The sequence below is a fragment of the Aurantimonas sp. DM33-3 genome (genome assembly GCF_014334315.1).
Classification (GTDB): Bacteria; Pseudomonadota; Alphaproteobacteria; order Rhizobiales; family Rhizobiaceae; genus Aurantimonas; species Aurantimonas coralicida.
On record NZ_JACSGS010000004.1, the window covers coordinates 292,802 to 317,972 of the forward strand.

A 25,171-nucleotide genomic window follows, 5' to 3' on the forward strand; every position below is an offset into this window, starting at 1 on the left:
CGATCGCCGGGTTTCCAGCAACGCACGTCGCGCCTCCCTACTGCGGGAGAAGGCAGCGCAGACCGTCCTTCAGAAGGCCCAGGTACGCGCCTTGGAAATCAGGAAGTCGCGAAACACCTTGAGCTTGGCGGCGTTCCGCATCTGCTCGGGATAGCAGAGATAGGTGTCGAAGGTCGGCATCTCCATCTCCGGCAGCACCTGCACCAGCTTCACCCGCTTGTCGATCATGTAGTCCGGCAGAAGCGCCAGGCCGATGCCGCTTTCGATCGCCGACCGGATCGCCATCAGATTGTTGATCTGCAGGATCGGGCTGCGGCTCTTGCCGTCGGGCAGGCCCACCGTCTCCAGCGTGTTCAGGTTGCGCAGATAGTTCGGGGCCGGTTCGCCGAAGGTGATGATCCGGTGGTTGTCGAGATCCTCGACCGTCTCCGGCGTGCCGAAGCGGTTCAGATAGGCCGGCGACGCATAGACATGCAGATGCACCGTGAACAGCCGGCGCTGGATCAGGTCCGGCTGCTGCGGCTGGCGCAGGCGGATCGCAGCGTCGGCCTTGCGCATGGTGAGGTCGATTTCCTCGTTGTCGAAGACCAGCTGCAGCTCGAGATCGGGATAGAGCTCGAGAAACTCCTTGGCGCGCTCGGTGAGCCAGCCGGAGCCGAGGCCCACGGTGGTCGTCACGCGCAGCTTGCCGGTCGGCTTCTCGCGCGTCTCGGTGAGCTGCATGCGCACCTGCTCGAGCCGCTTCAGGACGTCGCTGGCGGTGTGGAACAGCAGTTCGCCCTGTTCCGACAGGACCAGGCCCCGGGCATGGCGGTGGAAGAGGGGCGTCCCGACTTCCTGCTCCAGCGCCGCGACCTGCCGGCTGATCGCCGACTGGCTGAGATTCAGGACGTCCGCCGCATGGGTGAACGATCCCGCTTCGGCGGCGGCGTGAAAGATCCGCAGTTTATCCCAGTCGAGAGCCATAGGTCGTTATCCCCGGACGGCCTGAGGACCGGCAGGCACGATGCCTGCCCGCATCAGCTACTCGGCAGCCTGCCGCTTGTCTTCCACGGCCTGAACGGCCAGCCATTTCTCTGCTTCGAGCGCCGCCATGCAGCCCATACCCGCAGCCGTCACCGCCTGACGGTACACGTCGTCGGCGACGTCGCCCGCCGCGAAGACCCCCGGAACCGAGGTCTGCGTCGTGCCCGGCTCGACCCACAGATAGCCGGACGGCTTCTGCTTGAGCTTGCCGGTGAACAATTCGACCGCCGGCGCATGGCCGATGGCGACGAAGACGCCATGGGTGGCCCGCTCGCTGGTCTCGCCGGTGACGCGATCGCGCAGCCGCACGCCGGTGACCGACTTCATCGGCTTGGTCTCGCCGAGGATCTCGTCGATTTCGCTGTTCCAGACGATCTCGATATTGTCGGCCTTGAAGACGCGCTCCTGCAGGATCCGCTCGGCGCGGAACTCGTCGCGGCGATGCACCAGCGTCACCGACTTGGCGATGTGCGACAGATACAGCGCTTCCTCGATGGCGGTGTTGCCGCCGCCGACCACGACCACGTCCTTGCCGCGATAGAAGAAGCCGTCGCAGGTGGCGCAGGCCGAGACGCCGAAGCCCTGGAACAGGTCCTCGCTGGGCAGGCCGAGCCATTTGGCCTGGGCCCCGGTCGCGATGATCAGCGCGTCGCAGGTGTAGACCGTGCCGGAATCGCCGGTCAGGCGGAACGGCCGCCGGTCGAGATCGGCCGACACGATTAGGTCGCTGGCCATCTCGGCACCGACATTGAGCGCCTGCGCCTTCATCTGCTCCATCATCCAGGGACCCTGGACGGGATCGGCATAGCCCGGATAGTTCTCGACATCGGTCGTGATCGTCAGCTGGCCGCCTTCCTGGAGGCCGGCGACGAGCAGCGGTTTCATCATCGCGCGCGCAGCGTAGATGGCGGCAGTGTAGCCTGCCGGGCCGGAGCCGACGATCAGGATTTCCGCATGGCGTTCGGTCATATGGGCCTCGCTGGATTGGCGTCCGGCAGATGGCGACGGCCGCCCGCCCGTTCAATAGACGAGGGGATGCTGGGCTGCAACATGATCGCCTGCCGTAGCGTCGGTCATCCCCCGCTCGATTGCCGAGCGCGCGCCGAGGGGGTAAGAGACCGCTTTACGCGAGGCCTTCGCCTCCCGAAGATGCCACGTCCCGGAGCCCTTCCATTTTCAGGACCATCGCGTACGTCACCTCGAATTTCGGGCTGGGACTCGCGGCCGCGATGCTCATTCCGGCACTCGTCGACCTCGCCGACGAGAACGAGGACTGGCGCGTCTTCGTCGGCTGCAGCCTGCTGGTCGGGATGATCTGCATCCTTCTGGCCACAGCCACCCGCGGCGATCGGCCGAAATTCACCCAGCGGCTGGGCTTCCAACTTGTCACCAGCGTCTGGCTCTTCGCCACGCTGATCGGCGCGCTGCCGATCTATATCGCCTCCGTCAACGTGACCTTCGCCGGGGCGATCTTCGAATCCATGTCCGGCCTGACGACGACCGGCTCGACGGTGATCTCCGGCCTCGACGCCCTGCCGCGTGGCCTCCTGTTGTGGCGCTCGCTGCTGCAATGGCTCGGCGGCATCGGCATCATCGGCATGGTGCTCCTGGTCCTGCCGTCGCTGCGGGCCGGCGGCCTGGCGCTGTTCCACATGGAAAGCTCCGACAAGTCGGACAAGGTGCTGCCGCGGGTGAACCAGCTGACCGGCGGCCTGATCGCGGCCTATACGGTGCTCACCATCCTGTGCACCGCCGCCTATACCTCGCTCGGCATGAGCTTCTTCGATGCGGTCAACCACGCCATGACCACCATGGCGACGGGCGGCTATTCCACCCACGACGCGTCGATGGGCTATTTCGAGAGCAACGGTATCCTCGTCGCCGCGACGCTCTTCATGATCCTCGCCGCACTGCCCTTCGTCATCTATATCCGCGCCTTCCTGCCGCGCCGCTTCCAGCTCTGGCGCGACCCGCAGATCGCCGTCTTCCTGATGATCTGCCTCGTCCTGAGCTTCGCCATCGCGGTGACCCGGCGGGTGGTCAACGACACGCCCTTCGGCGAGGCGCTGATTTCGTCGGCCTTCAACCTCGTCTCGGTGATCACCACCACGGGCTTTGCTTCGGAGGATTATACGCTGTGGTCGAACGCCGCGATCGGCCTGTTCTTCCTCGCCACCTTCCTCGGCGGCTGCGCCGGCTCGACCTCGGGCGGCATCAAGGCCAACCGTCTCGTCATCCTCTATCGCCTCGTGCGCTCCAGCTTCCGCCGGCTGGTGCGCCCGCATGCCATCATCCGGCTGAAATACGGCAATGACGACATCTCGTCCGAGACGATCCAGACGGTGACGATCTTCTTCTTCCTGTTCTTCGGAACGCTGCTGCTGGGCACCGTCCTCTTGACCATGTTCGGGCTCGACCTGATCACCGCCTTTTCGGGCACGCTGACCGCCATCGCCAATGTCGGTCCGGGCTTCGGGCAGATCATCGGCCCGGCCGGCAATTTCGCTACCTTGCCGGACCCGGCCCTGTGGACCCTGTCGGTCGTGATGCTGCTCGGCCGCCTCGAACTGGTGACGGTGCTGATCCTGCTCTTCCCGTCGGTCTGGACGGACTGAGACAACAACGGTGCGCGCCATGCCCGACATCTGGTTCATCAATCTCGCCGGCGCCCGCGAGCGCCGGGCGCTCATCGAGGTGCAGGCCGAAGCTCTCGGGCTGGACGTGCATCGCCAGGAGGCCTGCACGGTCGCCGATATCGACGACGCGACCTATCGGCGTCTCTCCACAAGCTGGGAGCGGCCGATGACCCGGCCGGAGCTGGCGGCTTTCCTCTCGCATCGCAGGCTGTGGGAGCGGGCGGCTGACAGCGAGGACGGCCTGATCGTCCTGGAGGACGACACGGTCTTCGGCACGCATGTCCCGCAGGCCGCCGCAAACGCTGCGGCCAGCGGTTTCGACCTCGTCAATTTCGAGACGGTCGGTCGCCGCAAGTTCTTTCGCAGGGGCGGCGGCAGGACGGTCGGCGGGGTCCGTTTCACCGAACTGGTGCGCGAGAAGTCGGGAGCGGGCGCCTATTTCGTCTCGCAGAACGGCGCCCGCGCGCTGCTGGCGAAGGCCGAGACGCAGGCCGCCCCGGTGGACGCCTTCATGTTCGGCGTGTGCCGGCTGCGGACGGCGCAGGTCGAGCCGGCGGCGACCATGCAGGTTCATCTCCTGGAAGAGCGCGGCTTCGATGTCGGCCTGTCGACCCAGACGTCGATCCATCAGCCTCGTCAGCGCCTGCCGCTGAGCTGGGCCAATCTGCCCTATACCGGCCGGCGGATCGGCACGCAGCTACGGCTGGCGCTGGTGCAGGCGCGCCGTCTCGCCGATGTCGAGTTTCGCCCGGCAGGTTTCGACGCGGCGGCGTTCACGGCCGTCCTGCCGGTATCGCGCGACGCAATGGCTGCGCGCCTTGGCCGCTACGACGACCAGAGCGTCTCGTAGACCTCGCGGATTTCCGCCGCTTCCCGCGTCAGCGGAAAGGCGTCCCTGACCCGCACGAGGCCCGCCTCCGCGGCGCTTTGGCGAAGCGCGGCGTCGTCCAGATAGGGGGCGATGGCATCCGCCAGTGCGCCGGCGTCGCCCACCGGCACCACGCGGCCGGTCACGCCCTCCACGATCTGCTCGGCAAAGGCGCCGGCGTCGCTGGCGACCACCGGCGTGCCACTCGCCATCGCCTCCAGCGGCGTCAGGCCGAACCCCTCGTTGCGCGGCGGGGCCACATAGAGGTCGAACCGCCGGAACCACGCAGTCACATCCGCGACTTCCCCGAGAAGGAGGATGCGGTCGGCAAGCCCGGCATCGGCGATGCGTTGGCGAAGACCTGCTTCGTAGGCGGCGTGTTCGGCGGTGGTGCGACCGGTGATGACGGCGGTCCAGTCCGGGCGCGCGGGCAGGAGCGCGATCATCGCCTCGACGAAGAGGTCGGTGCCCTTCTGGTGCCGGATGCGTCCGGAGCATCCGACGATCCTGCGGCCTTCGAGCGCCTGCCCATGCGGGCCCTTTGGGAGCGGACCGTGCGGGGTGAAACGCTCGAGATCGATGCCGTGCATGACGATTCGCGCCGGCACCTGCAGGAAGGCGGCGCTGCGTGCGCTGGTGGCGATCACCGCATTCATCCGGCGGATGAGGAAGCGGGTCAAGCCCTTGTGATGGCGCTGGGCGGCCGAGGTGAAGACCAGCTTCAGGGGCATGCGGAGAATGTCGCGCAGGACGATGCCGGCGATCATCTCGATATTGCGGCGGGCATGCCAGATGCGGTGGCGGCGATGGCGCGGCCGGGTCCACAGCTTCGGCAGCGCCGAGCAGGGCAGGCGGGGAACGCCGGACGGCAGCATGTCCGGACCCATTGTGGCGATGCCGAGGGTGCGGGCCTGCAGTGGCAGCAGCTGGACGATGGTGGAGGTGACGCCCGACAGCCGGCGCTTGAAGTTCGGGGCGATGACCTCGACGTCCCGGATGTCCATGGCGGCCGTTCTTCTGCGATTGCCGGGCAGGGGCGGCGGGCGCGCAACGCGTCCGCCTGCCGGTCTTGGAAGCGCCCGTCCGTGTCAGTGCGCGCCTGGGCGCGGCGCCGACAGGCGGGCGGAGACAGAAGCGATCAGGCCCAGCGGACCTCGATGATCTCGTAGGAGCGGGCACCGCCGGGGGCGGCGACCTCGATCGTGTCGCCGTCGGTCTTGCCGATCAGCGCACGGGCGATGGGCGAGGAGATCGAGATGCGGCCCTTCTTCACGTCGGCTTCCTGATCGCCGACGATCTGGTAGGTCTTCTCTTCCTCGGTGTCCTCGTCGATCAGCTTGACCGTGGCGCCGAACTTGATCGTCGCGCCGGACATCTTGGTCACGTCGATGACCTCGGCGCGGGCCGTCAGGTCTTCCAGTTCGGAGATCCGGCCCTCGTTCAGGCTCTGAGATTCCTTGGCGGCATGGTACTCGGCGTTCTCCGACAGGTCGCCATGGGCGCGCGCCTCGGAAATCGCCGCGATGATCCGCGGACGCTCCTCCTGCTGGCGACGACGGAGCTCCTCGCGCAGAGCGTCGTAACCGTGGTTCGTCATCGGGACCTTTTCCATGGCCTCCACCTTTCCGATGCGCGGCCCTGCCGCGGCATCTGCATTATTCTTTGATTGCCGGACGGCGAACGCGCCAGGCCGGAGCACAATAACAAACCGGTCCCATACGACCGGGGTCGCTGGAACCAGCTTGGTTATCCGGATTGAAGTACGCCCGGGCGCCAAGGCGTCGGGCGCCGTTTCAATCAGGCAGCATTAAAGTACGATTGCAACGGCCGAACTTCAAGATTGCCCTTCCGCAGGGCCGCGATGGCCTCCGCGGCCGCCACCATGCCGGCGAGCGTGGTGTAGTAGGGCACCTTGTGGATCAGCGCGGCGCGGCGCAGCGAGCGCGAATCCGACAGCGCCTTGGCGCCCTCCGTCGTGTTGAGGACGAGCTGCACCTGCCGGTTGCGGATGGCGTCCTCGATATGCGGACGGCCTTCCAGCACCTTGTTGATCTTCTCGGCCGCGATGCCGCGATCGGCGAGGAAGCGATGGGTGCCGCCGGTCGCGATGATCTTGAAGCCCATCTCGTAGAGCCGGCGGACCGGCGCGAGGCTGCGCTCCTTGTCGGCTTCCTTCACCGAGATGAACACCGTGCCCTCCTGGGGCAGGTCGACGCCGGCGCCGAGCTGCGACTTGGCGAAGGCCACGGCGTAATCGTAGTCGAGACCCATGACCTCGCCGGTCGACCGCATCTCGGGGCCGAGCAGCGTGTCGACGCCCGGGAAGCGGGCGAAGGGGAAGACCGCTTCCTTGACGGCGATGTGCCTCAGGGCGCGCGGGTCCGGTGCGCCGCCATAGGCCGCGAAGGCCGCGTCCAGCGTCTCGCCGGCCATGATCCGGGCGGCGACTTTGGCGATCGGCGCGCCGATGGTCTTGGCGACGAAGGGCACAGTGCGCGAGGCGCGCGGGTTCACTTCGAGGACGTAGACCACGTCGTCCTTGATGGCGAACTGGACGTTCATCAGGCCGCCGACCTTCAGCGCCAGCGCCATCTCGCGGGTCTGGCGGACCAGTTCGTCGGTCATCTCCGTCGACAGCGAATGGACCGGCAGCGAACAGGCCGAGTCGCCCGAATGGATGCCGGCCTCCTCGATATGCTCCATGATGCCGGCGACATAGGTCGAGGTGCCGTCGCTGAGGCAATCGACATCCACTTCGATGGCATCCGACAGATAGGAGTCGATCAGCACCGGCGACTTGCCGGAGACGACCACGGCCGTGTGCATGTAGCGCTCGAACTGCGCCTCGTTGCGGACGATCTCCATGGCCCGGCCACCCAGCACGTAGGACGGGCGCACGACGACCGGATAGCCGATGCGGGCGACGATCTCGCGGGCCTCGTCCACCGAGCGCGCGATGCCGTTGCGCGGCTGGCGCAGGCCGAGCTCGTTCAGGAGCCGCTGGAAGCGGTCGCGGTCCTCGGCGAGATCGATGGCGTCCGGCGAGGTGCCGAGGATTGGGATACCGGCCTTCTCCAAGGCTTCGGCGAGCTTCAGCGGGGTCTGGCCGCCGAACTGCACGATCACGCCATGCAGCGTGCCGGCGGTCTGCTCGGCCTTGAGGACCTCGAGCACGTCCTCGGCGGTCAGCGGCTCGAAATACAGCCGGTCCGACGTGTCGTAGTCGGTCGACACGGTCTCCGGGTTGCAGTTGATCATGATGGCTTCGTAGCCGGCATCCTGTAGCGCGAAGGCCGCGTGGCAGCAGCAATAGTCGAACTCGATGCCCTGGCCGATCCGGTTCGGGCCGCCACCGAGGATGACCACCTTCTTGGCGTCGGTGACCGCGGCCTCGGAGCGCATCTCGCCGGCAAAGGCCCGCTCGTAGGTCGAGTACATGTAGGGCGTCGGCGAGGCGAACTCGGCCGCGCAGGTGTCGATCCGCTTGTAGACCGGGTGCACGTCGAGCCGGTCGCGCAGGGCCGAGATATCGGCCGTCTCGCCGCCGATCAGCTTGGCCAGCCGCGCGTCGGAGAAGCCCACCGACTTCAGGAAGCGCAGATTGTCGGCGTCGTCGGGCAGGCCGTGGGTGCGGATCTTCTCTTCCAGGTCGATGATCGCCTTGATCCGGGCGATGAACCACGGATCGATCTTGCACGACTGGTGAACCTGCTCCGGCGAGGTGCCCATGCGCAGCGCCTGGGCGACCATCAGCAGCCGGTCCGGCGTCGGCGTGCCGAGCGCGGCGCGGATGGCGTTCTTGTCGTCGCCTTCGCCGATGCCCGGAATCTCGATCTCGTCGAGGCCGTCGAGGCCCGTCTCGAGGCCGCGCAGCGCCTTCTGCAGCGATTCCTCGAAGGTCCGCCCGATCGCCATGACCTCGCCGACGGATTTCATCGCCGTGGTCAGGATCGGCTCGGAGCCGGGGAACTTCTCGAAGGCGAAGCGCGGGATCTTGGTGACGACATAGTCGATCGACGGCTCGAAGGAGGCCGGCGTCGCGCCGTCGGTGATGTCGTTCTCCAGCTCGTCGAGCGTGTAGCCGACGGCGAGCTTGGCCGCGACCTTGGCGATCGGGAAGCCGGTCGCCTTGGAGGCAAGCGCGGAGGAGCGCGACACGCGCGGGTTCATCTCGATGACGACGAGGCGGCCGGTCTGCGGATCGACGGCGAACTGCACGTTCGAACCGCCGGTCTCGACCCCGATCTCGCGCAGCACCGCGATCGAGGCGTTGCGCATGATCTGGTATTCCTTGTCGGTCAGCGTCAGCGCCGGCGCGACGGTGATCGAATCGCCCGTATGGACGCCCATCGGGTCGATGTTCTCGATGGAGCAGACGATGATGCAATTGTCCGCCTTGTCGCGGACGACCTCCATCTCATACTCCTTCCAGCCGAGGACGCTTTCCTCGATCAGCACCTCGGTCGTCGGGGAGGCGTCGAGGCCGCCCTCGACGATCTCGAAGAATTCCGAACGGTTGTAGGCGATGCCGCCACCGGTACCGCCGAGCGTGAAGGACGGCCGGATGATCGCCGGCAGGCCGACTTCCTCGAGCGCTTCTGCCGCCGCGGCCAGCGCCCGCGTCATGTAGCGCTGCTTGCGGTCGGGCTCGCCGATCAGCCACTCGTGCTCCAGCGCGGCGAGCGCCGCGTCCTGCTCGGCCTCGTCGGTGATGGTCGCGATGATCTCGGCGCGGCGGGTGTCGTGGACCTTGCGGTCGGCCGACTTGGCGTCGGTGGCGTTGGCCAGCAGCGAGCGCGGGGTCTCCAGGCCGATCTTGGCCATGGCCTCGCGGAACAGCGCGCGGTCCTCGGCCTTGTCGATGGCGTCGGCATCGGCGCCGATCATCTCAACCCCGTATTTCTCCAGGACGCCCATGCGGCGCAGCGACAGGGCCGTGTTGAGCGCGGTCTGGCCGCCCATCGTCGGCAGCAGCGCGTCCGGCCGCTCCCTGGCGATGATCTTGGCGACGACTTCCGGGGTGATCGGCTCGATATAGGTCGCGTGGGCCAGATCCGGGTCGGTCATGATCGTCGCCGGATTGGAGTTGACCAGGATGATCCGGTAGCCCTCCGCCTTCAGCGCCTTGCAGGCCTGCGTGCCGGAATAGTCGAACTCGCAGGCCTGCCCGATGATGATCGGGCCTGCGCCGATGATGAGAATGGACTTGATATCGGTACGCTTTGGCATGGCGAGGCTTCGTCCGGTTATGTTGCGCGCCAAAAGCCCGGCTGCACGATGTGACGGCCGGTCGCTTCAGGTTCTGTCGAGGCTGAGGCCGGCTTATAGGCAACCGGCGTGGATGGCGAAAGGGTGGATCGTCCGGAATCTTGTGCGCGACGCGATCGGCCGGTCGGCAGGGGCGGGAAGACGGCATCCCATGCCTGTCTGGCCGGCACGGCGCTCACGCGTCCGGGCGGGGCGGTTTGGCCGAAATCAGTTCGGAGGCACTGCGCGGCAGGCCGCGGCCGTCATAGGTCTCGATGCCGAGCGCCAGCGCCAGGCACGACAGCTCCACGGTCTTCGGGATCTCGACGCTCTTTCCGTCGCGAGCTCCCTTTTCGTAATACTGGATGACCCGCTTCTTCAGGCCGAGTTTCTCGGCCGCGTCTTTCTGTTTGAGGCCGAGCGCCTTGCGCCAGGCCCTGAAGTCATCAGCGTTCATGGGCCCTCCCGTGACCGGACCGGCGCATCTGCGGCCGGCGGCTGCCGGTCGGCCCGCAGTACGGGGTCCGGGCCCATGCTATCGCGTCGGCCAGGGCGAGAAAACCGACGGGCGTGCCGACGGTGCGGCGGTGCGTCGCCGCCCGCCTGACCCGCCATCCCGTCCGCGAGTTGGGACGGCGGTCGGTCAGCCGGGTTGCGGTGTTTGTCGCCATCGCCCGTTGCCGCGCTCAGGCGGCGGCCTTGCGGCCCTTGTGCTCGTCGATCATCCGGAAGAACCGGTCGAAGAGATAATGCGAGTCCTGCGGGCCGGGCGATGCCTCGGGATGGTGCTGGACCGAGAAGACCGGCTTGCCGGTGAGGCGCAGGCCACAATTGGAGCCGTCGAACAGCGAGCGATGGGTCTCCTCAACACCCTCGGGCAGCGAATCGGCCGCCACGGCGAAACCGTGGTTCATCGACACGATCTCGACCTTGCCGGTGGTGAAGTCCTTCACCGGATGGTTGGCGCCGTGGTGGCCCTGATGCATCTTCTCGGTCTGGGCGCCGAGCGCCAGCGCCAGCATCTGGTGGCCGAGGCAGATGCCGAAGACCGGCACGTCCTTCTCGATCAGCGTCTTGATGGTCGGCACGGCGTAGTCGCCGGTCGCCGCCGGATCGCCCGGGCCGTTCGACAGGAACACGCCATCCGGATTGTGGGCGAGGATGTCCTCGGCGCTGGTCGTCGGCGGCACCAGGATCACCCGCGCGCCTTCGCCGGCCATGCGCCGCAGGATGTTGCGCTTGGTGCCGTAGTCGATGGCGACGATGGTGTAGCGCGGCTCGGCCTCGGAGGCGTAGCCGGCATTCCAGACCCAGGGCTTCTCGTCCCAGATCACCGCTTCGGAGCCCGCCGCTTCCTTGGCGAGATCGAGGCCAACAAGGCCGCTCCAGGCGGCGGCGCGCGCCTTCAGGGCGTCGAGGTCGAACTGGCCGTCCGGCTCGTGCGCGATCACGGCGTTCACGGCGCCCTTTTCGCGAATCAGCGCGGTGAGGGCGCGGGTGTCGACGCCGGACAGGGCAATGACGCCGCGGTCCTTGAGCCAGGCATTGAGGTGGCCGGAGGAGCGATAGTTCGATGGCTCGGACACGTCGGCCCGGAAGATCGCGCCGACCGCGCCGGTCGCATTGGCCGGGACCAGATCCTCCTGGTCCTCGTCATTGGCGCCGACATTGCCGATATGCGGGAAGGTGAAAGTGACGATCTGCCGCGCATAGGAGGGATCGGTGAGGATCTCCTGGTAGCCGGTGAGGGCGGTGTTGAAGCACACCTCGCCCTCGATCGCGCCGGTGGCGCCGAGCCCGAAACCGTCAATGACCGTCCCGTCTGCCAGCACCAGAACTGCGGTCGGCTTGCGGATTGTCCAGCCTTCGGTCATGGGGCGCCTCTTTCGTCTGTGGGTCCGTGCCGGGCCAGCCATCGCGGCCGCAGCGTCGCATCGGCAGGCCTTCAATCGGCGCCGGCAAGTCCCCGCGATATCTGCCGAGACGGCGGTCGTTGCAAGGGACCTTGCGGAGTCTTCCGCGATTTTCTACATGCGCGCCACGCTGCACGGCAGGAAGCCGGCGGGTGCCGGACCGGCATTCGCGCAGATCGTCACGATGACAGGATTGCAAAACGGCGGCCTTGACGGCCCGATCAGACATGGACCAGCGGCGCTCTCCTGTGCCGAGGCTGGAATCGCCGCCCGGACCCGGCTTTACCTTTTCATCCGTTAGGTATGGATTAGTATCGGACTGGTGGCATTCGTCGGTCATGCAGACTGTTCACGAAACCTGAAAGACAAAGATCCCATGCGCGAGCATCTTGCGGACGCCCTCAAATCCGCGACCAATGGCCAGGACAAGACCCGCTGCTCCACGCTGCGGCTGATCCACGCCGCCATCAAGGATCGCGACGTCGCCAATCGCACGGCCGGGCGTGATCCGGTCAGCGACGAAGAGGTGCTGCAGATCCTGTCGAAGATGATCAAGCAGCGGATCGAATCGGCCAAGGGCTTCGACGAGACCGGCCAGCCGGCGCTGGCCGACCAGGAGCGCCGCGAAATCGCGGTGATTCGCGAATTGCTGCCGCCGCAGCTCGATTCCGGCGAGATGGAACAGGCCTGCCGCGAAGTGGTGGAAGACACCGAGTCGCGCGGATTGCGCGACGTCGGGCGCTGCATGAACGCGCTCAAGGAGCGCTATCCGGGCAAGATGGACATGGGCAAGGCCTCCACCGTGGTGAAGGGCCTGCTGCGCTAGGCGCGGCGACCGAACGACGATCTCCCCAAGCTAGAACAGAAACGTCCACAGCAGCGGCAGGATGATCGCCGTCGCCAGGGCGTTGAGGCCCATGGCGAGGCCCGAGAAGGCCCCGGCGATCTCGCTCTCCTGCAGGGCCCGGGCCGTGCCGATGCCATGCGAGGCGGTGCCCATGGCAAAGCCCCGCGCCGCCGGATCGCGAATCCCCATCAAATCCAGCAGCACCGGCCCCAGCGAGGCGCCGAGAATCCCCGTTGCGATGACGAAGACCGCGGTCAGCGAGGGCAGGCCGCCGAGCTTCTCCGCGATGCCCATGGCGACCGGCGCGGTGACCGATTTGGGCGCCATCGAGACCAGACTCACCGCATCCGCCCGCAGGAGAAAGCCGAGCCCGATCGCCGAGGCGAGGGCCGTCAGCGATCCGGCAAACAGGCTCGCCGCGACCGCCAGCCCGCTCTCGCGCACCCGGTCGAACTGGCGATAGAGCGGAATCGCCAGCGACACGGTGGCCGGCCCCAGCAGGAAATGGATGAACTGCGCGCCCTCGAAATAGGTCGGGTAGCTGGTGCCGGTCAGCGTCAGCACCGCGACGATGGCCGCCACGGTCAGGAACACCGGGTTCAGCAGCGCGGTCGAACCGGCCTTGCGATAGAGCCAGGTCGCGGCCTGATAGGCGACCAGCGTCATGGTCAGGAACAGGAGCGGGCTGGCGGCCAGATAGACCCAGACGTCGACGAGTGTCTCACCCACGGCGCGCCGCCTTCCGGCCGGGGCCGAAACGGTTCATCAGGAAGGCGGTGACGGCGATGGTCGCCAGCGTCGAGACGACGAGCGTCACCCCGACCGACAGGATCTCCCCCTCCAGCCGCCCGACATGCATCATGATCCCGGCGCCGGCCGGCACGAACAGCAGCGACAGATGCGACAGCAGGCCGTCGCCGACCTTGCCCAGATCGTCCGGCACCTTGCGCTTGATGAGAAGGAGGGCGAACAGCAGCGCCATGCCGATGACCGGGCCGGGCAGGGGCAGGCCGGTGGCGACCGTGATCGCTTCGCCGGCGAGCTGGCACAGGAAGATGGCGGTCAGGGCTTGCAGCAAGGGGGCACCTCTTCGTCGCGACACGGATCAGCTATCATCGCCCCAGGCACGCTTCGCAAGGCTTTGGCGCCCCCTCGCGACGACCGGCGAGGGCGATCCGTCCACCCCCGCGTCAAGAGTCGATGACAAGCGGTCGTCAAAGGCTGTATCAGGCACCTCATGCGCTTCTCTCCCGCCTTTCTCGACGACATCCGCGACCGGATCCCGATCTCGGACGTGATCGGCCGGCGTGTGACCTGGGACCGGCGCAAGTCGCAGCCGGGTCGCGGCGACCACTGGGCCTGTTGCCCGTTCCATGGCGAGAAGACGCCGTCCTTCCACTGCGAGGATGCCAAGGGGCGCTATCACTGTTTCGGCTGCGGCGTGTCCGGCGACCATTTCCGCTTCCTGACCGAGCTGGAAGGCCTGTCCTTTCCGGAGGCGGTGGAGCGGCTGGCGGCCGAGGCCGGCGTGCCGATGCCGGCGCGCGACGCCCAGGCCGAGCAGCGCGAGGCGGCCAAGGCGACCATCGTCGACGCCATGCGCCATGCCAGCAGCTTCTTCCAGGCCATGCTGCAGGAGCCGGAGGGCGCCAAGGCCCGCGCCTATCTGCGCGACCGCGGCCTGACCCCGCACACCCAGAAGAAATTCGGCCTCGGCTATGCGCCCAATTCGCGCAACCGGCTGAAGGAATATCTGGCCTCCAAGGGCGTCGGCCGCAGCGAGATCGAGGCGGCCGGGCTGGTCGTCCATGGCGAGGGGATCGCCGTCTCCTACGACCGCTTCCGCGACCGCATCATGTTCCCCATCGTCGACCTGCACGACAAGCCGATCGCCTTCGGCGGCCGCGCCATGTCGGCCGAGGCCCAGGCGAAATATCTGAACTCGCCGGAGACCGAGATCTTCCACAAGGGGCAGGTGCTCTACAATCTCGGCCAGGCCCGGCGCGCGGCGAAGGCGGCCGGCACGCTGGTCGTCGTCGAGGGCTACATGGACGTGATCGCCCTGGCGCAGGCCGGCTTCGAAAATGTCGTGGCGCCCCTCGGCACGGCGCTGACCGAGCGCCAGCTCGACCTTCTGTGGCGCTCGACCGGCGAGCCGATCCTGTGTTTCGACGGCGACGCCGCGGGGCTGAAGGCCGCCCATCGCTCCGCCGAACTGGCATTGCCGGCCCTCAAACCGGGGCGGTCGCTGCGCTTTGCCCTGATGCCGCCGGGCAAGGACCCCGACGATCTGGTGCGCGAGGGCGGGCCGGACGCGTTCCGCGAGATCCAGGGCGCGGCCCGGCCGCTCGCCGATCTCCTGTGGATGCGCGAGACCGCCGGCGGCGATTTCGACACGCCGGAGCGTCGCGCCGATCTAGAACACCGGGTCAAGGCGCTGCTGCGCCAGGTCGGCGACGAAAGCGTGCGCCGGCACTATCTGCAGGACGTCGAGGAGCGACTGCGCTCCTTCTTCGGCGGTTCGGCCAAGACGGCCGGCTACGGCAATCGCCGCGACGGCCGCGACAACCGGGGCGGGGGCCGGGACAGGGACGATCGCGGCGGCGGGCAGCGCCGCGGCGGCGCGGCCGGCGGCCGGCGCTCGGCGATCTCGGACCGCCTCGCGCGCTCCAGCCTGATGCGTCCGCAGCAGGGGCCGCAACCCTCGCTGCGCGAAATCGCCATCGTCCTCGGCTTCGTCAATCATCCGGCGCTGATCCACGAGGAGTTCGATTATTTCGCCGATCTCGACCTGCCGACGGGCGATCTCGACCGGCTGCGCTCCTGCGTCCTCGACGCCTATGCCGAAAGCCCGCCCGCCGATCGCGACGCGCTTCTGGCCGAGCTGCAGGCCCGCGGCGCCCGCGACATCTTCGAGAGCTACGAGAACAAGGCCCGCATGGTGCGCCTCTGGCCGTTCCTGTCGGACGCCGCGCCCGAGGACGCGCGCGAGGCGGTTCGCCAGGCGTTGCACCTGCATCATCGGTCGCGGGCGCTGGCCTCGGAGCTGAAACTTGCCGAGGAGGCGCTCGGCCGCGAATCCTCCGAAGCGGCCTTCGCCCACCTGATGGAGGTCAAGCGCGAACTCGAGCGCGTCGACGGCACGGAAGCCCTGATCGAGGGCTTCGGCACCTTGTCGGGGCGGCCTGCGAAGGCCATATAACCATTCTGACGGACGGCCCGCAGCCTGGAGCACTGCCGCTGCGTGCAGGTAGACCATTGCTTTCAAGCACTTGACTCATCATATGGATGAGGTCGTGGGCAATCGTCCGGTCTCCGCGCTTGAAATTGCCGCTACATGCCCCTTCTTGGGGGCGTCGTCCTGCTTGATCAGCGCCGTGTGGCACGGCGCTTTATGGTTAAGCGAAAGTTTACGGCTCGTGCCGCATGGTGGCGGGCGAGATGACCGCAGCGTCCGCGGTCCGCGACGGCGGACAGCGCGGTACGCGCGAATTGGAGAATGACACGCATGGCGATCAAGGCCAAGGAAAGCGAGGCACCGATCGAGGAGCGGAACGAGGGTGCTCCCGATGGACCCTTGCTCGACCTGTCGGATGACGCTGTCAAGAAGATGATCAAGGCCGCCAAGAAGCGCGGCTTCGTGACCATGGACAAGCTCAACTCGATGCTGTCGGCGGAGGATGTCACCTCCGAGCAGATCGAGGACATGATGACCAATCTCAACGATATGGGCATCAATGTCGTGGAGAGCGACGAAGAGGGCGAGAACGAGGAGCAGTCCGAGTCCTCCGAATCGACCGAGGTCGCCGAGACCGGTCGCACCCAGGTCGCCACCACCACCAAGAAGGAAGCCGGCGACCGCACGGACGATCCCGTGCGCATGTATCTGCGCGAGATGGGCTCGGTCGAGCTTCTGTCCCGCGAGGGCGAGATCGCCATCGCCAAGCGCATCGAGGCCGGGCGCGAGACGATGATCGCGGGCCTCTGCGAGAGCCCGCTGTCCTTCCAGGCCATCATCATCTGGCGCGACGAGCTCAACGAAGGCAACATCATGTTGCGCGAGATCGTCGATCTCGAGGCGACATATGCCGGCCCCGAGGCCAAGACCCCGACGCCGCCCGCCGTCGAGGGCTCCAACGGCTCGGTGAGCGGCGTTCCCAACGGCCCGCCCCATTCGACCGGTGCCCGCGCGCCCGGCGAAGAGGAGGACGAGGAGGACGACGACCTCGAGAACAACCTCTCGCTGGCCGCCATGGAGGCCGAGATCCGGCCGCAGGTCATGGAGACCTTCGACCAGATCGCCGACGCCTATCGCCGGCTGCGCAAGCTGCAGGACCAGCAGGTCGAGAACCGTCTGGCCGCGCAGGGCACCCTGTCGCCGAGCCAGGAGCGGTCCTACAAGAAGCTCAAGGAAGAGCTGATCACGGCGGTCAAGAGCCTGTCGCTGAACCAGAACCGCATCGATGCGCTGGTCGCCCAACTCTACGACATCAACAAGCGGCTGGTCGGCAATGAGGGCCGTCTGCTGCGGCTCGCCGAATCCCACGGCGTCAAGCGCGACGAGTTCCTGAACGAGTACCAGGGCACCGAGCTCGATCCCAACTGGACGCGGCACATCGCCAATCTGTCCGGCAAGGGCTGGCTCAAGTTTGTCCAGGCCGAGAAGGAGCAGATCAAGCGTCTGCGCCAGGAGATCCAGAATCTGGCGACCGAGACCGGTCTCGAGATCACCGAGTTCCGCCGCATCGTCCACATGGTGCAGAAGGGCGAGCGCGAGGCCCGGCAGGCCAAGAAGGAGATGGTCGAGGCCAATCTCCGGCTCGTCATCTCGATCGCCAAGAAGTACACCAATCGCGGACTGCAGTTCCTGGATCTGATCCAGGAGGGCAACATCGGCCTGATGAAGGCGGTGGACAAGTTCGAGTACCGCCGCGGCTACAAGTTCTCGACCTACGCCACCTGGTGGATCCGGCAGGCGATCACCCGTTCGATCGCAGATCAGGCCCGCACCATCCGTATTCCGGTGCACATGATCGAGACGATTAACAAGATCGTCCGCACCTCGCGCCAGATGCTGCACGAGATCGGCCGCGAGCCGACCCCGGAAGAGCTGGCCGAGAAGCTGGCGATGCCGCTGGAGAAGGTGCGCAAGGTCCTGAAGATCGCCAAGGAGCCGATCTCGCTCGAAACGCCGGTCGGCGACGAGGAGGATTCGCATCTCGGCGACTTCATCGAGGACAAGAACGCCATCCTGCCGATCGACGCGGCGATCCAGGGCAATCTGCGCGAGACCACCACGCGCGTCCTCGCCTCGCTCACTCCGCGCGAGGAGCGGGTGCTGCGCATGCGCTTCGGCATCGGCATGAACACCGATCACACGCTCGAAGAGGTCGGCCAGCAGTTCTCGGTCACCCGCGAGCGCATTCGCCAGATCGAGGCCAAGGCGCTGCGCAAGCTCAAGCATCCGAGCCGTTCGCGCAAGCTGCGCTCCTTCCTCGACAGCTGAACGATCATCGGCGGCGCGTCGGTTCCGGACATCCGGGCCGGCGCGCCGTTTTCCTTGGCGGCGCTGACGCCCGCCTGCTGCTTCCGGCAGCCCTGCGCCCGCTCCCTGCCGCCGCCGCGCGATCCCTTCGCGTCCCGCACGATCCCCCCAATGACACGGCCGACGCCCGTGCGGACTTGCCGAACCGGCAGGGCCGCTATCTCCTCCTGTCGACGGCGCGTCTGCGCCAGGTGCCACCAGCGCGCGAAGGAGAGCCATGTCCTTTCTCAAGAAGCTGTTCGGCGGAGGTTCCGCACCGTCCGCGCCGAAGCCGGCGCGGGTTGCGGCCGAAGAGACCTATGACGGGTTCCACATTGCCGCGACGCCGATCGCCGAGGGTGGCCAGTTCCGGCTCTGCGCCACCATCACCCGGACCATCGACGGCGAGACCCGCACGCACCGGCTGGTGCGCGCCGACCTGTTTCAGAGCGAGGAGGAAGCTGCCCGCTTCGCGCTGATGAAGGGCCGGCAGGTGATCGACGAACAGGGCGAGGCGATCTTCGCCGGCTGATGCCGGGCATCGGCAGGGTGATTGCACGCTGCCGTGGAGCGATCGCCAAGTCCCGACGCGGCCCTGGGGCGGCGGTCGACACGTGCCGGTGAGTATGATGATGTCCCGCCGGTCAGGCGAACGGGGAGGCAAACCGTGACACTTCGAAACAAGACCATCTTCATGTCCGGCGGCTCGCGCGGCATCGGCCTCGCGATCGCGCTGAAGGCGGCGGCGGACGGTGCCAATGTCGTGGTGGCGGCCAAGACCGACACGCCGCATCCCAAGCTGCCGGGCACCATTCACACCGCGGTCGAGGAAATCGAGGCGGCCGGCGGCAAGGGCCTCGCCGTCGTCTGCGACATCCGCGACGAGGACCAGGTGCAGGCCGCGGTCGACCAGGCGGTCGCCCGCTTCGGCGGCATCGACATCTGCATTAACAACGCCTCGGCGATCCAGCTCACCGGCACGCTCGACACGCCGATGAAGCGCTACGACCTGATGAACGGCGTCAATGCGCGCGGCACCTTCCTCGTCTCCAAGACCTGCATCCCGCATCTGAAGGCAGCTGCGAACCCGCATATCCTCAACCTGTCGCCGCCGCTCGACATGGACCCGAAATGGTTCAGCAACAACGTCGCCTACACCATGGCGAAGTTCGGCATGTCCATGTGCACCCTCGGCATGGCCGGGGAGTTCCGCCGCGACGGCATCGCGGTCAACTCGCTCTGGCCGCTGACCGCCATCGACACCGCGGCGATCCGCAACGTTCTGGGCGGCGACCAGATGGCGCGGATGAGCCGCTCGCCCCAGATCGTCGCCGATGCCGCCCATGCGATCCTCACCCGGCCGTCGCGCGAATGCACCGGCAATTTCTTCATCGACGAGGTGCTGTTGCGCGAGACGGGCGTCACCGATTTCTCGGTTTACGGACCTGAGGGCGTCGGCGATCCGGTTGCGGATTTCTTCGTGCCCGACGCGGTGATCGAATCCCTGCCGACCAAGCTGCAGCGCCTGCTCGGCTGAACCCGAGCCGGCAGCAACCCACCCAGCCCAACCGACGGAGCCTTCCGATGAACGACAATGCGGCGCTGATCGAGCGCTATCTCGCGGCCTTCAATGCCAGCGACTGGAGCGCCATGCTCGACTGCCTGCACGAGGACGTCGCCCATGATTTGAACGAGGGAGGCCGCGAGATCGGCCACGCCGCCTTCCGCGACTTCCTTGCCATGATGGCCCGCCATTACCGCGAGACGCTGAGCGACATCGTCGTCATGACCGCCGCGAACTCCGGCCGCGCGGCCGCCGAATACACTGTCCATGGCGAATATCTGGCGACCGCCCCGGGCCTGCCCGAAGCGAACGGCCAGCGCTATGCGGTGCCCGCCGGCCAGTTCTTCGAGATCGACGACGGCAAGATCACGCGGGTGACCACCTACTACAATCTCAAGGCCTGGATTGCGGCTGTCTCGGCGCGATGACGCGAGACGACACCGGCGGCCTGTCGGTCGCAACGCTGCGAGGCGCGGCCGCCGAGGCCGTGCTGGACGAGCTGGCGGGCCTGCGGATCTCGGTCTTCAGCGCCTTTCCCTATCTCTATGAGGGCGACCGGGACTACGAGCGGCGCTACCTCGCCACCTATGCCGCCTCGCCGGGGGCGGTGATCGTCGCCGCACGGGCAGGGGACGGCCGGCTCGTCGGTGCCGCGACGGCGGCGCCGCTGGGCGATCACCAGCCGCAGCTCGCCGCGAGTTTCGCCGCCCACGGCATCGACCCGGCCGGCGTCTTCTATCTCGGCGAATCGGTCCTCGATCCGCAATGGCGGGGCAGAGGCATCGGCCACCTTTTCTTCGACGGCCGTGAGGCGGCCGCGGCCGAACAGGGCTTTGCCGTCACTGCCTTCTGCGCCGTCGAGCGGCCCGTCGACCATCCGGCGCGGCCCGCGGACTACCGGCCTCTGGACGACTTCTGGCACAAGCGCGGCTATCGGCCGGTGCCTGGCCTGACGGCGACCATGGCGTGGCGCGATCTCGGCGAGGCGGCCGAGACCGACAAGACCATGCAGTTCTGGATGCGCGCCGTCCCGGCGGATGCCGGCTGAACCGTCGATGAACGGCCGGTTCCGGCAGCGTTCAGTCCCGCTCTCCTAATCTCGGGGCACTCCTTGCCGAACGGGCGGGGAGGCGATCGCTCCTTCCGCCGCACGCTGTCCGGCGGCCTTGCGATCGGACTTCGGCCAATGCGGTCCGGGCGGCGTGTCTGCCCGCCGGACCCCAAAGAGGAGACGCCCCGATGTTCCAGTCTTTCGCCCGCTCGATCTGTGTCGTTGCCGCGCTCGCCACCGGCGGTGTCGCGACCGCCACCGCCCCGGCCGCCGCCGATGGCCTGCGCTTCGGCGTCACCATCGGCTCTGGCCATGCAGCCCAGCCCGTGCGCCATGTCCGCCGCGGCCACCACGGCCGTGTCGCCTGTTCGCCGCGCCGCGCCGTGCGCAAGGCACGCAACATGGGCGTCCACCGGGCCCATGTTCGCCGGGCCAACCGTCGCGCCGTCGTCGTCGCCGGTCACTCGCGCGGCCACCGCGCCGTGGTCCGCTTTGCCCGCGAGCGCGGCTGCCCGGTGATCAGCTTCCGCCGTCGCTGACCCTATCGGCCCCCGCGCCCGGAAGATGCCGGGGCGGGGGCCGCTGTCCTGTCCGCAGCGCGGACCGCGGCGTGTCAGTCGGCGATGGAAAAGACCATGCGCACGCTGGCATTGAAACTGTTCTCGCCGGTTTCGACCGGAACGCTGGGCGCCGCTTCCGCCGCCATCATCTTCATCGACCGGCCCATGGGCTGCGGCGGCATCTGGCTGCCGCTTTCGCTGATCTCGCGCACCGGGCCGAGCGTCACGCCCGCCGCCTCGGCCAGCACCTTCGCCGTGGCCATGGCGTCGCTCACCGCCTCCTGCCGCGCCGCATTGCGCGCCTCCTGCGGCTCGGCAACGTCGAAACTGATCTCGCCGCCCTGATTGACCCCGAGCGTGACCGCCCGGTCGAGGATCTCGCCGAGCTTGCCGATGTCGCGCACCCGCACGGTCAGGCTGTTGCGCACCTCGTAGGCGACGATCTCCGGCGGCTTCTGGGTGCCGTCATTCTGATTGTCGTAGCGATATTGCGGATTGATCGAGAAGCCGGAGGTCTGCAGGTCGCGGTCCGCGACGCCGAGCGCCCGCATGCCGGACGTCACTTCCCGCATCGCGGCATTGGCCGCGTCGAGGGCCGCGCGTGCGGTCTCGGCCGAGCGCAGCACGGTGAAGCTGGTCATGGCGACGTCGGGCGTCGCCCGGGCCTCGCCGGTTCCGGTGACGACGAGGGTGCGCGCGGCCGTTTCGGCGGCGGGCTGCGGCGCGCCGGTCTGCGCCAGCGCAGCGGCCGGCGAAACGACGAGAATCAGGGTGGCGATCAGGGGACTGAAGCGGCGGTTCATGGACGCTGACTCTCCGTTGATGGAAGGTGACAGGGACCGCTCTTCTATGGTCGCATTGCGGCGTCAACACGAAATCATCTGCAGGCGCCCGCAGAACCCGCACGACATCACCCGCCCGCCGCGCTCCCGCTTGAGTGGCGCCAGCCTTTGCGCTACGCCCATCCCCGGCGGGCCTGTAGCTCAATTGGTCAGAGCCGGCGGCTCATAACCGCTTGGTTGCAGGTTCGAGTCCTGCCGGGCCCACCAAAATCTACCTAAGTGGTTGCAATCGCTTGCCACTTTGCGTGAATTCGGACTCGGCAGAGCCCGAACTGCGTAACAAGGAAGATGATTCGGTGCTCTTGCCTAGTTACGTCGCCTCGCGACAGCCAGCGCTCTTGACCCCAGCTGCTGTACGCTCCTCGCTCCCTACTGCGACGGCAAGGTGCCGGGACGCAGGTAGGCGAACATGTGAGCGACATAGTCGGCCTTGCCCAGTTCGACGCCTTGGCTACGCAGGATCGAATACGCGATCATTACATGAAAAAAGAACTGCGGCAGCGCCCAGTCACGGGCATACTGCTCGGCAGTGAGATCAAACACCATGCCCTGAGGCAGCGCATGAGCGATCTGGGTGGAAGGATCTACAGGGTGGATGTCTGCCATGGCGGCATCTACCACGGCGATGGTCTCGGCGATGCGCGCACGCGCGTCCGCGATGGTACCAGGATGCTCGGCTGCGTTCCGCCCCTCGTCCAGAAGGACCCCCACGGAGACAGGGAAGGTCTCCCCTCGGAGCCGGAACAAACCCTCCTGCGCCTGCACGCAGGCGAAGCGGATCTGCGTGGACAACGGGAACATGTCTGGAGCGAGACGCGCGGCTAGCAAAAGCTCGGCCGCGCCCCCTAGCCTCTGTGTCTCCGCTTTACCGAGCCAAGCAGAAAGCGCCGTCAGCATCTGCACGTAGGTTGGTATCAGGAGGTCATGCAGGGGCATCGGGTTCTCGCTTATGATATCTCGGCTCGAGGACGCGTCGAGTGCTTGCCGCTTGTTTATCTCAGGTCAAGCGTCGGTGCCACGTACCCCAAGCTCGGCCGCCCGTTTGCGCGGCCGTACAGGCACCCAGCGGGCCAAAGACATCATCAATGCCTGACATCAACGGCAGCTACGAACGCCTCGCCATGCCGACGCGCGTGTCGTGGAAGGGTCGTGAGTGGTACGACGGCTTTCATGGCGACAGTGCGGGAAGCTGCCTGTCGGCTTTCGGCCCATTGTTGCCGCCTGCAAATGGATTGGGCGGGCGGAAGGCGATCGTTCTACGGCCGCTGCCACGCAACCCGTTTCCGGCGCATTGTGGTCGTTCAGGGTCGGACCCGGTTCGGGACTTGAGGACGATGGGTTGCTGGGGCTGTCCTAAACTGCACCATGGTCCAGGCTGAAGGTCATTCGAAAGGTAGCGCCGCCCACTGCGGGTTCTCGGCTGAATGTTCCCCTCATGCGCCGCATGGCAGTTTCACATATCGAAAGTCCCAGTCCGCTTCCGGACCGAGCATCGTCATTGCCCCGGACGAACCGTGCGAAGCCTGAACAGGGAAACTCCCGCGGCAATCCCGGACCCGTATCGGCAAATAGAAGCGTTCCGTCGTTGGATATGGAAACTTTTACACACGTGCCACTTGGTGTGTGTTTACGGACGTTATCCAAGAGATTTCGCACGATCATACCGATCAGTGTCGAATCGCCGATGACCCGAACGGGCAAGTCCAGGCCGTCCGCCTCGAGCGACCATCCCGCGGACACCAGGCGCGGGGCCGCATCCTGCAGGATCTGGGCGACTGTCTCACCGAGGCGGAGCGATTGGAGGGAGAAAGCCGTACTCCCATCTAACCGAGCGATTTGCAGCAACTGCTCGATTAGACGGGCCATTGCATCGATGTCCTGCATGGCCGCATCCCGGTCCGGGTCAGATGCTAGGCCTTCCAGCCGTAGCTTGAGGTCGGCTAGCGGCGTCCGAAGCTCATGAGCGGCATGGATCGAGAAATCGCGTTGAGCAACTGCACCGGCCCTTATGCTGTCCAAGGCGTGGTTGACGGCAGCGATCAATGGCTGCACCTCCGCAGGTGCCGATGAGCCGGCAAGCCGCTGATGCCCCAAATTGTCAAAGGTGATCCGTTCGGCCTGCGCAGCCACTCGCCGCAGTCCCAGCAGACTGAAGCGAACGATGCTCACTGCAGTGATCACCATGACGACAAGCATTGCCAGCGCCGCCCAACCCAGCTCTTCGAGAGATTGGGCAAAGAAAGTGTTGGTTAGGGCGGTGACATCCGAGCGCGATCGCGCCAGCCGGAGCCAAACCCCAAACTCCGGGACGTAAAGTTCGGCGATCAGGACTGGTCCGGTACCGTCAAGCGTCGGTCCACTTGAAAGAACCGGTTCTGCGTCTGCTGATTGAGGGCGTCCGGCTGGAGCGTTGGCATCGGAGCGATCTAGTACCGCCCCGGTTTCATCGGTGACGGTGTAGCCGTAGACTGGCCGTGTACCTGACAGAAGCCCGGTATAGGGTGGATCAACCTCTGATGATGGCTCCGCCGGGCGGTCGAGTACGACCGTGCCGCCAGGATTGCGCCGAAGCAACCCCGCCCATTCCTCGACTTGAGTGGATAGCCCGCGTTCTTCTATTGCGAATTGGCCGCGCGTGAATTCCAGGGACAGGATCGTACCGGCACCAATAAGGGTCAGAACGGATATCACCGTCACGACCACCGCGAGCCTCACGTCGAGGCGATAGGCCCGTCTCATGATCGGGTCTCGCACAGGATGTAGCCGAGGCCGCGCAGCGCCTTGAGTTCGACAGTCGCCCCGGCCTCCGAAAGCTTCCTGCGAAGTCGATGAACCAGCGTCTCGACCGCGTTGTCCGACCAGTCCTGGTGAAGCGCATAAAGATGCTCGCCCAGCATCCGCTTCGGCGTCACGCGGTCGCCGGCACGGATCAGCTTGTCGAGGGCAGCATGTTCCTGGGCCGTCAGCCTCATACCCGCCTGCGCTTGATCTGACTCAGCTGTGATTTTCCTGTCCTGGGCGTTCGTGATTCCCTGTCTGGCGAAGGGAGGGAAAGAGCGATGGCCGTAAGAATCAACGAGGACCTGTCGGCTG

Annotated in this window: 23 protein-coding genes and 1 tRNA gene; 11 read left to right on the top strand and 13 right to left on the bottom strand. The window is 66.8% G+C overall.

Going from position 1 to position 25,171, the window contains the following annotated elements; genetic code table 11:
- Positions 1-69 precede the first annotated feature (69 nt).
- The gene (locus H9Q09_RS08395) at positions 70-966 is read right to left on the bottom strand and encodes a LysR family transcriptional regulator (RefSeq protein ID WP_024351295.1); all 897 of its coding nucleotides are present in this window, start codon (positions 964-966) and stop codon (positions 70-72) included.
- 57 nt (positions 967-1,023) lie between these two features.
- Entirely contained in the window at positions 1,024-1,995 is a 972-nt protein-coding gene (gene trxB / locus H9Q09_RS08400) for a thioredoxin-disulfide reductase (RefSeq protein WP_187390644.1), read from the bottom strand.
- A gap of 260 nt (positions 1,996-2,255) precedes the next feature.
- On the opposite strand from trxB, the gene H9Q09_RS08405 reads away from it, so the two are divergent.
- A complete protein-coding gene (locus H9Q09_RS08405) occupies positions 2,256-3,641 on the top strand; it encodes a TrkH family potassium uptake protein (RefSeq protein ID WP_187390645.1) in 1,386 nt (461 codons plus the stop codon).
- A 19-nt stretch (positions 3,642-3,660) separates the two neighbouring features.
- Entirely contained in the window at positions 3,661-4,512 is an 852-nt protein-coding gene (locus H9Q09_RS08410) for a glycosyltransferase family 25 protein (RefSeq protein WP_187390646.1), read from the top strand.
- Here the strand turns inward: H9Q09_RS08410 and H9Q09_RS08415 are convergent.
- The 5 genes from H9Q09_RS08415 to carA form a co-directional block, all read right to left on the bottom strand.
- On the bottom strand, positions 4,488-5,534 hold the full coding sequence (locus H9Q09_RS08415; RefSeq protein WP_187390647.1) for a glycosyltransferase family 4 protein: 1,047 nt from the start codon (positions 5,532-5,534) through the stop codon (positions 4,488-4,490). The genes H9Q09_RS08410 and H9Q09_RS08415 overlap by 25 nt on opposite strands.
- 134 nt (positions 5,535-5,668) lie before the next feature.
- Positions 5,669-6,142 (bottom strand): transcription elongation factor GreA, encoded by a 474-nt coding sequence (gene greA, locus H9Q09_RS08420; protein ID WP_024351290.1) that lies wholly within the window; start codon positions 6,140-6,142, stop codon positions 5,669-5,671.
- 185 nt (positions 6,143-6,327) lie between these two features.
- On the bottom strand, positions 6,328-9,759 hold the full coding sequence (gene carB / locus H9Q09_RS08425) for a carbamoyl-phosphate synthase large subunit (protein ID WP_187390648.1): 3,432 nt from the start codon (positions 9,757-9,759) through the stop codon (positions 6,328-6,330).
- 214 nt (positions 9,760-9,973) lie between these two features.
- Positions 9,974-10,234 carry a helix-turn-helix transcriptional regulator gene (locus H9Q09_RS08430; RefSeq protein ID WP_187390649.1) on the bottom strand — a complete coding sequence of 87 codons (261 nt, stop codon included), beginning with the start codon at positions 10,232-10,234 and terminating at the stop codon, positions 9,974-9,976.
- A gap of 229 nt (positions 10,235-10,463) precedes the next feature.
- Positions 10,464-11,651 carry a glutamine-hydrolyzing carbamoyl-phosphate synthase small subunit gene (carA, locus tag H9Q09_RS08435; protein WP_187390650.1) on the bottom strand — a complete coding sequence of 396 codons (1,188 nt, stop codon included), beginning with the start codon at positions 11,649-11,651 and terminating at the stop codon, positions 10,464-10,466.
- A 415-nt stretch (positions 11,652-12,066) separates the two neighbouring features.
- On the opposite strand from carA, the gene H9Q09_RS08440 reads away from it, so the two are divergent.
- The gene (locus H9Q09_RS08440) at positions 12,067-12,516 is read left to right on the top strand and encodes a GatB/YqeY domain-containing protein (protein WP_024351285.1); all 450 of its coding nucleotides are present in this window, start codon (positions 12,067-12,069) and stop codon (positions 12,514-12,516) included.
- A gap of 30 nt (positions 12,517-12,546) precedes the next feature.
- Here H9Q09_RS08440 and H9Q09_RS08445 read toward each other — a convergent pair whose 3' ends face one another.
- On the bottom strand, positions 12,547-13,266 hold the full coding sequence (locus tag H9Q09_RS08445; RefSeq protein WP_187390651.1) for an LrgB family protein: 720 nt from the start codon (positions 13,264-13,266) through the stop codon (positions 12,547-12,549).
- On the bottom strand, positions 13,259-13,615 hold the full coding sequence (locus H9Q09_RS08450; RefSeq protein WP_187390652.1) for a CidA/LrgA family protein: 357 nt from the start codon (positions 13,613-13,615) through the stop codon (positions 13,259-13,261). Before H9Q09_RS08450 ends, H9Q09_RS08445 begins: the two co-directional genes overlap by 8 nt.
- A 159-nt stretch (positions 13,616-13,774) precedes the next feature.
- On the opposite strand from H9Q09_RS08450, the gene dnaG reads away from it, so the two are divergent.
- The 7 genes from dnaG to H9Q09_RS08485 all read left to right on the top strand — a co-directional run bounded on the left by dnaG (position 13,775) and on the right by H9Q09_RS08485 (position 21,215).
- Positions 13,775-15,739, top strand: a complete 1,965-nt coding sequence (dnaG, locus tag H9Q09_RS08455) for a DNA primase (protein WP_187390653.1) — start codon at positions 13,775-13,777, stop codon at positions 15,737-15,739.
- Between the two features lie 306 nt (positions 15,740-16,045).
- The gene (rpoD, locus tag H9Q09_RS08460) at positions 16,046-18,043 is read left to right on the top strand and encodes an RNA polymerase sigma factor RpoD (protein WP_024351281.1); all 1,998 of its coding nucleotides are present in this window, start codon (positions 16,046-16,048) and stop codon (positions 18,041-18,043) included.
- Positions 18,044-18,299: 256 nt separating this feature from the next.
- Positions 18,300-18,593: an HlyU family transcriptional regulator gene (locus tag H9Q09_RS08465; RefSeq protein WP_187390654.1), complete on the top strand. Its 294-nt coding sequence runs from the start codon at positions 18,300-18,302 to the stop codon at positions 18,591-18,593.
- Positions 18,594-18,728: 135 nt separating this feature from the next.
- Positions 18,729-19,598: an NAD(P)-dependent oxidoreductase gene (locus H9Q09_RS08470; RefSeq protein WP_187390655.1), complete on the top strand. Its 870-nt coding sequence runs from the start codon at positions 18,729-18,731 to the stop codon at positions 19,596-19,598.
- A gap of 47 nt (positions 19,599-19,645) precedes the next feature.
- A complete protein-coding gene (locus H9Q09_RS08475) occupies positions 19,646-20,053 on the top strand; it encodes a ketosteroid isomerase-related protein (protein WP_024351278.1) in 408 nt (135 codons plus the stop codon).
- A complete protein-coding gene (locus H9Q09_RS08480; RefSeq protein ID WP_187390656.1) occupies positions 20,050-20,673 on the top strand; it encodes a GNAT family N-acetyltransferase in 624 nt (207 codons plus the stop codon). The genes H9Q09_RS08475 and H9Q09_RS08480 overlap by 4 nt, the downstream gene beginning before the upstream one ends.
- A 191-nt stretch (positions 20,674-20,864) precedes the next feature.
- The gene (locus tag H9Q09_RS08485; RefSeq protein ID WP_024351276.1) at positions 20,865-21,215 is read left to right on the top strand and encodes a hypothetical protein; all 351 of its coding nucleotides are present in this window, start codon (positions 20,865-20,867) and stop codon (positions 21,213-21,215) included.
- 74 nt (positions 21,216-21,289) lie between these two features.
- On the opposite strand, the gene H9Q09_RS08490 is transcribed toward H9Q09_RS08485, so the two are convergent.
- Positions 21,290-22,039 carry an SIMPL domain-containing protein gene (locus H9Q09_RS08490; protein ID WP_187390657.1) on the bottom strand — a complete coding sequence of 250 codons (750 nt, stop codon included), beginning with the start codon at positions 22,037-22,039 and terminating at the stop codon, positions 21,290-21,292.
- Between the two features lie 169 nt (positions 22,040-22,208).
- On the opposite strand from H9Q09_RS08490, the gene H9Q09_RS08495 reads away from it, so the two are divergent.
- Positions 22,209-22,285, top strand: a tRNA-Ile gene (locus tag H9Q09_RS08495).
- A 162-nt stretch (positions 22,286-22,447) separates the two neighbouring features.
- On the opposite strand, the gene H9Q09_RS08500 is transcribed toward H9Q09_RS08495, so the two are convergent.
- The 3 genes from H9Q09_RS08500 to H9Q09_RS08510 all read right to left on the bottom strand — a co-directional run.
- Positions 22,448-23,014: a DUF1993 domain-containing protein gene (locus H9Q09_RS08500; RefSeq protein WP_187390658.1), complete on the bottom strand. Its 567-nt coding sequence runs from the start codon at positions 23,012-23,014 to the stop codon at positions 22,448-22,450.
- Between the two features lie 417 nt (positions 23,015-23,431).
- Positions 23,432-24,817 carry a HAMP domain-containing sensor histidine kinase gene (locus H9Q09_RS08505; protein ID WP_187390659.1) on the bottom strand — a complete coding sequence of 462 codons (1,386 nt, stop codon included), beginning with the start codon at positions 24,815-24,817 and terminating at the stop codon, positions 23,432-23,434.
- Positions 24,814-25,171: helix-turn-helix domain-containing protein (locus H9Q09_RS08510; RefSeq protein ID WP_210315265.1), on the bottom strand; the 358-nt coding region annotated here is incomplete at its 5' end. The genes H9Q09_RS08510 and H9Q09_RS08505, both read right to left, overlap by 4 nt.

What these genes read in the sequence shown, in the direction of transcription:
- H9Q09_RS08395 (WP_024351295.1), bottom strand. Translation starts at nt 966, where the DNA reads ATGGCTCTCGACTGGGATAAACTGCGGATCTTTCACGCCGCCGCCGAA.
- trxB (WP_187390644.1), bottom strand. Translation starts at nt 1,995, where the DNA reads ATGACCGAACGCCATGCGGAAATCCTGATCGTCGGCTCCGGCCCGGCA.
- H9Q09_RS08405 (WP_187390645.1), top strand. Translation starts at nt 2,256, where the DNA reads ATGCTCATTCCGGCACTCGTCGACCTCGCCGACGAGAACGAGGACTGG.
- H9Q09_RS08410 (WP_187390646.1), top strand. Translation starts at nt 3,661, where the DNA reads ATGCCCGACATCTGGTTCATCAATCTCGCCGGCGCCCGCGAGCGCCGG.
- H9Q09_RS08415 (WP_187390647.1), bottom strand. Translation starts at nt 5,534, where the DNA reads ATGGACATCCGGGACGTCGAGGTCATCGCCCCGAACTTCAAGCGCCGG.
- greA (WP_024351290.1), bottom strand. Translation starts at nt 6,142, where the DNA reads ATGGAAAAGGTCCCGATGACGAACCACGGTTACGACGCTCTGCGCGAG.
- carB (WP_187390648.1), bottom strand. Translation starts at nt 9,759, where the DNA reads ATGCCAAAGCGTACCGATATCAAGTCCATTCTCATCATCGGCGCAGGC.
- H9Q09_RS08430 (WP_187390649.1), bottom strand. Translation starts at nt 10,234, where the DNA reads ATGAACGCTGATGACTTCAGGGCCTGGCGCAAGGCGCTCGGCCTCAAA.
- carA (WP_187390650.1), bottom strand. Translation starts at nt 11,651, where the DNA reads ATGACCGAAGGCTGGACAATCCGCAAGCCGACCGCAGTTCTGGTGCTG.
- H9Q09_RS08440 (WP_024351285.1), top strand. Translation starts at nt 12,067, where the DNA reads ATGCGCGAGCATCTTGCGGACGCCCTCAAATCCGCGACCAATGGCCAG.
- dnaG (WP_187390653.1), top strand. Translation starts at nt 13,775, where the DNA reads ATGCGCTTCTCTCCCGCCTTTCTCGACGACATCCGCGACCGGATCCCG.
- rpoD (WP_024351281.1), top strand. Translation starts at nt 16,046, where the DNA reads ATGGCGATCAAGGCCAAGGAAAGCGAGGCACCGATCGAGGAGCGGAAC.
- H9Q09_RS08465 (WP_187390654.1), top strand. Translation starts at nt 18,300, where the DNA reads ATGTCCTTTCTCAAGAAGCTGTTCGGCGGAGGTTCCGCACCGTCCGCG.
- H9Q09_RS08475 (WP_024351278.1), top strand. Translation starts at nt 19,646, where the DNA reads ATGAACGACAATGCGGCGCTGATCGAGCGCTATCTCGCGGCCTTCAAT.
- H9Q09_RS08480 (WP_187390656.1), top strand. Translation starts at nt 20,050, where the DNA reads ATGACGCGAGACGACACCGGCGGCCTGTCGGTCGCAACGCTGCGAGGC.
- H9Q09_RS08485 (WP_024351276.1), top strand. Translation starts at nt 20,865, where the DNA reads ATGTTCCAGTCTTTCGCCCGCTCGATCTGTGTCGTTGCCGCGCTCGCC.
- H9Q09_RS08490 (WP_187390657.1), bottom strand. Translation starts at nt 22,039, where the DNA reads ATGAACCGCCGCTTCAGTCCCCTGATCGCCACCCTGATTCTCGTCGTT.
- H9Q09_RS08500 (WP_187390658.1), bottom strand. Translation starts at nt 23,014, where the DNA reads ATGCCCCTGCATGACCTCCTGATACCAACCTACGTGCAGATGCTGACG.
- H9Q09_RS08505 (WP_187390659.1), bottom strand. Translation starts at nt 24,817, where the DNA reads ATGAGACGGGCCTATCGCCTCGACGTGAGGCTCGCGGTGGTCGTGACG.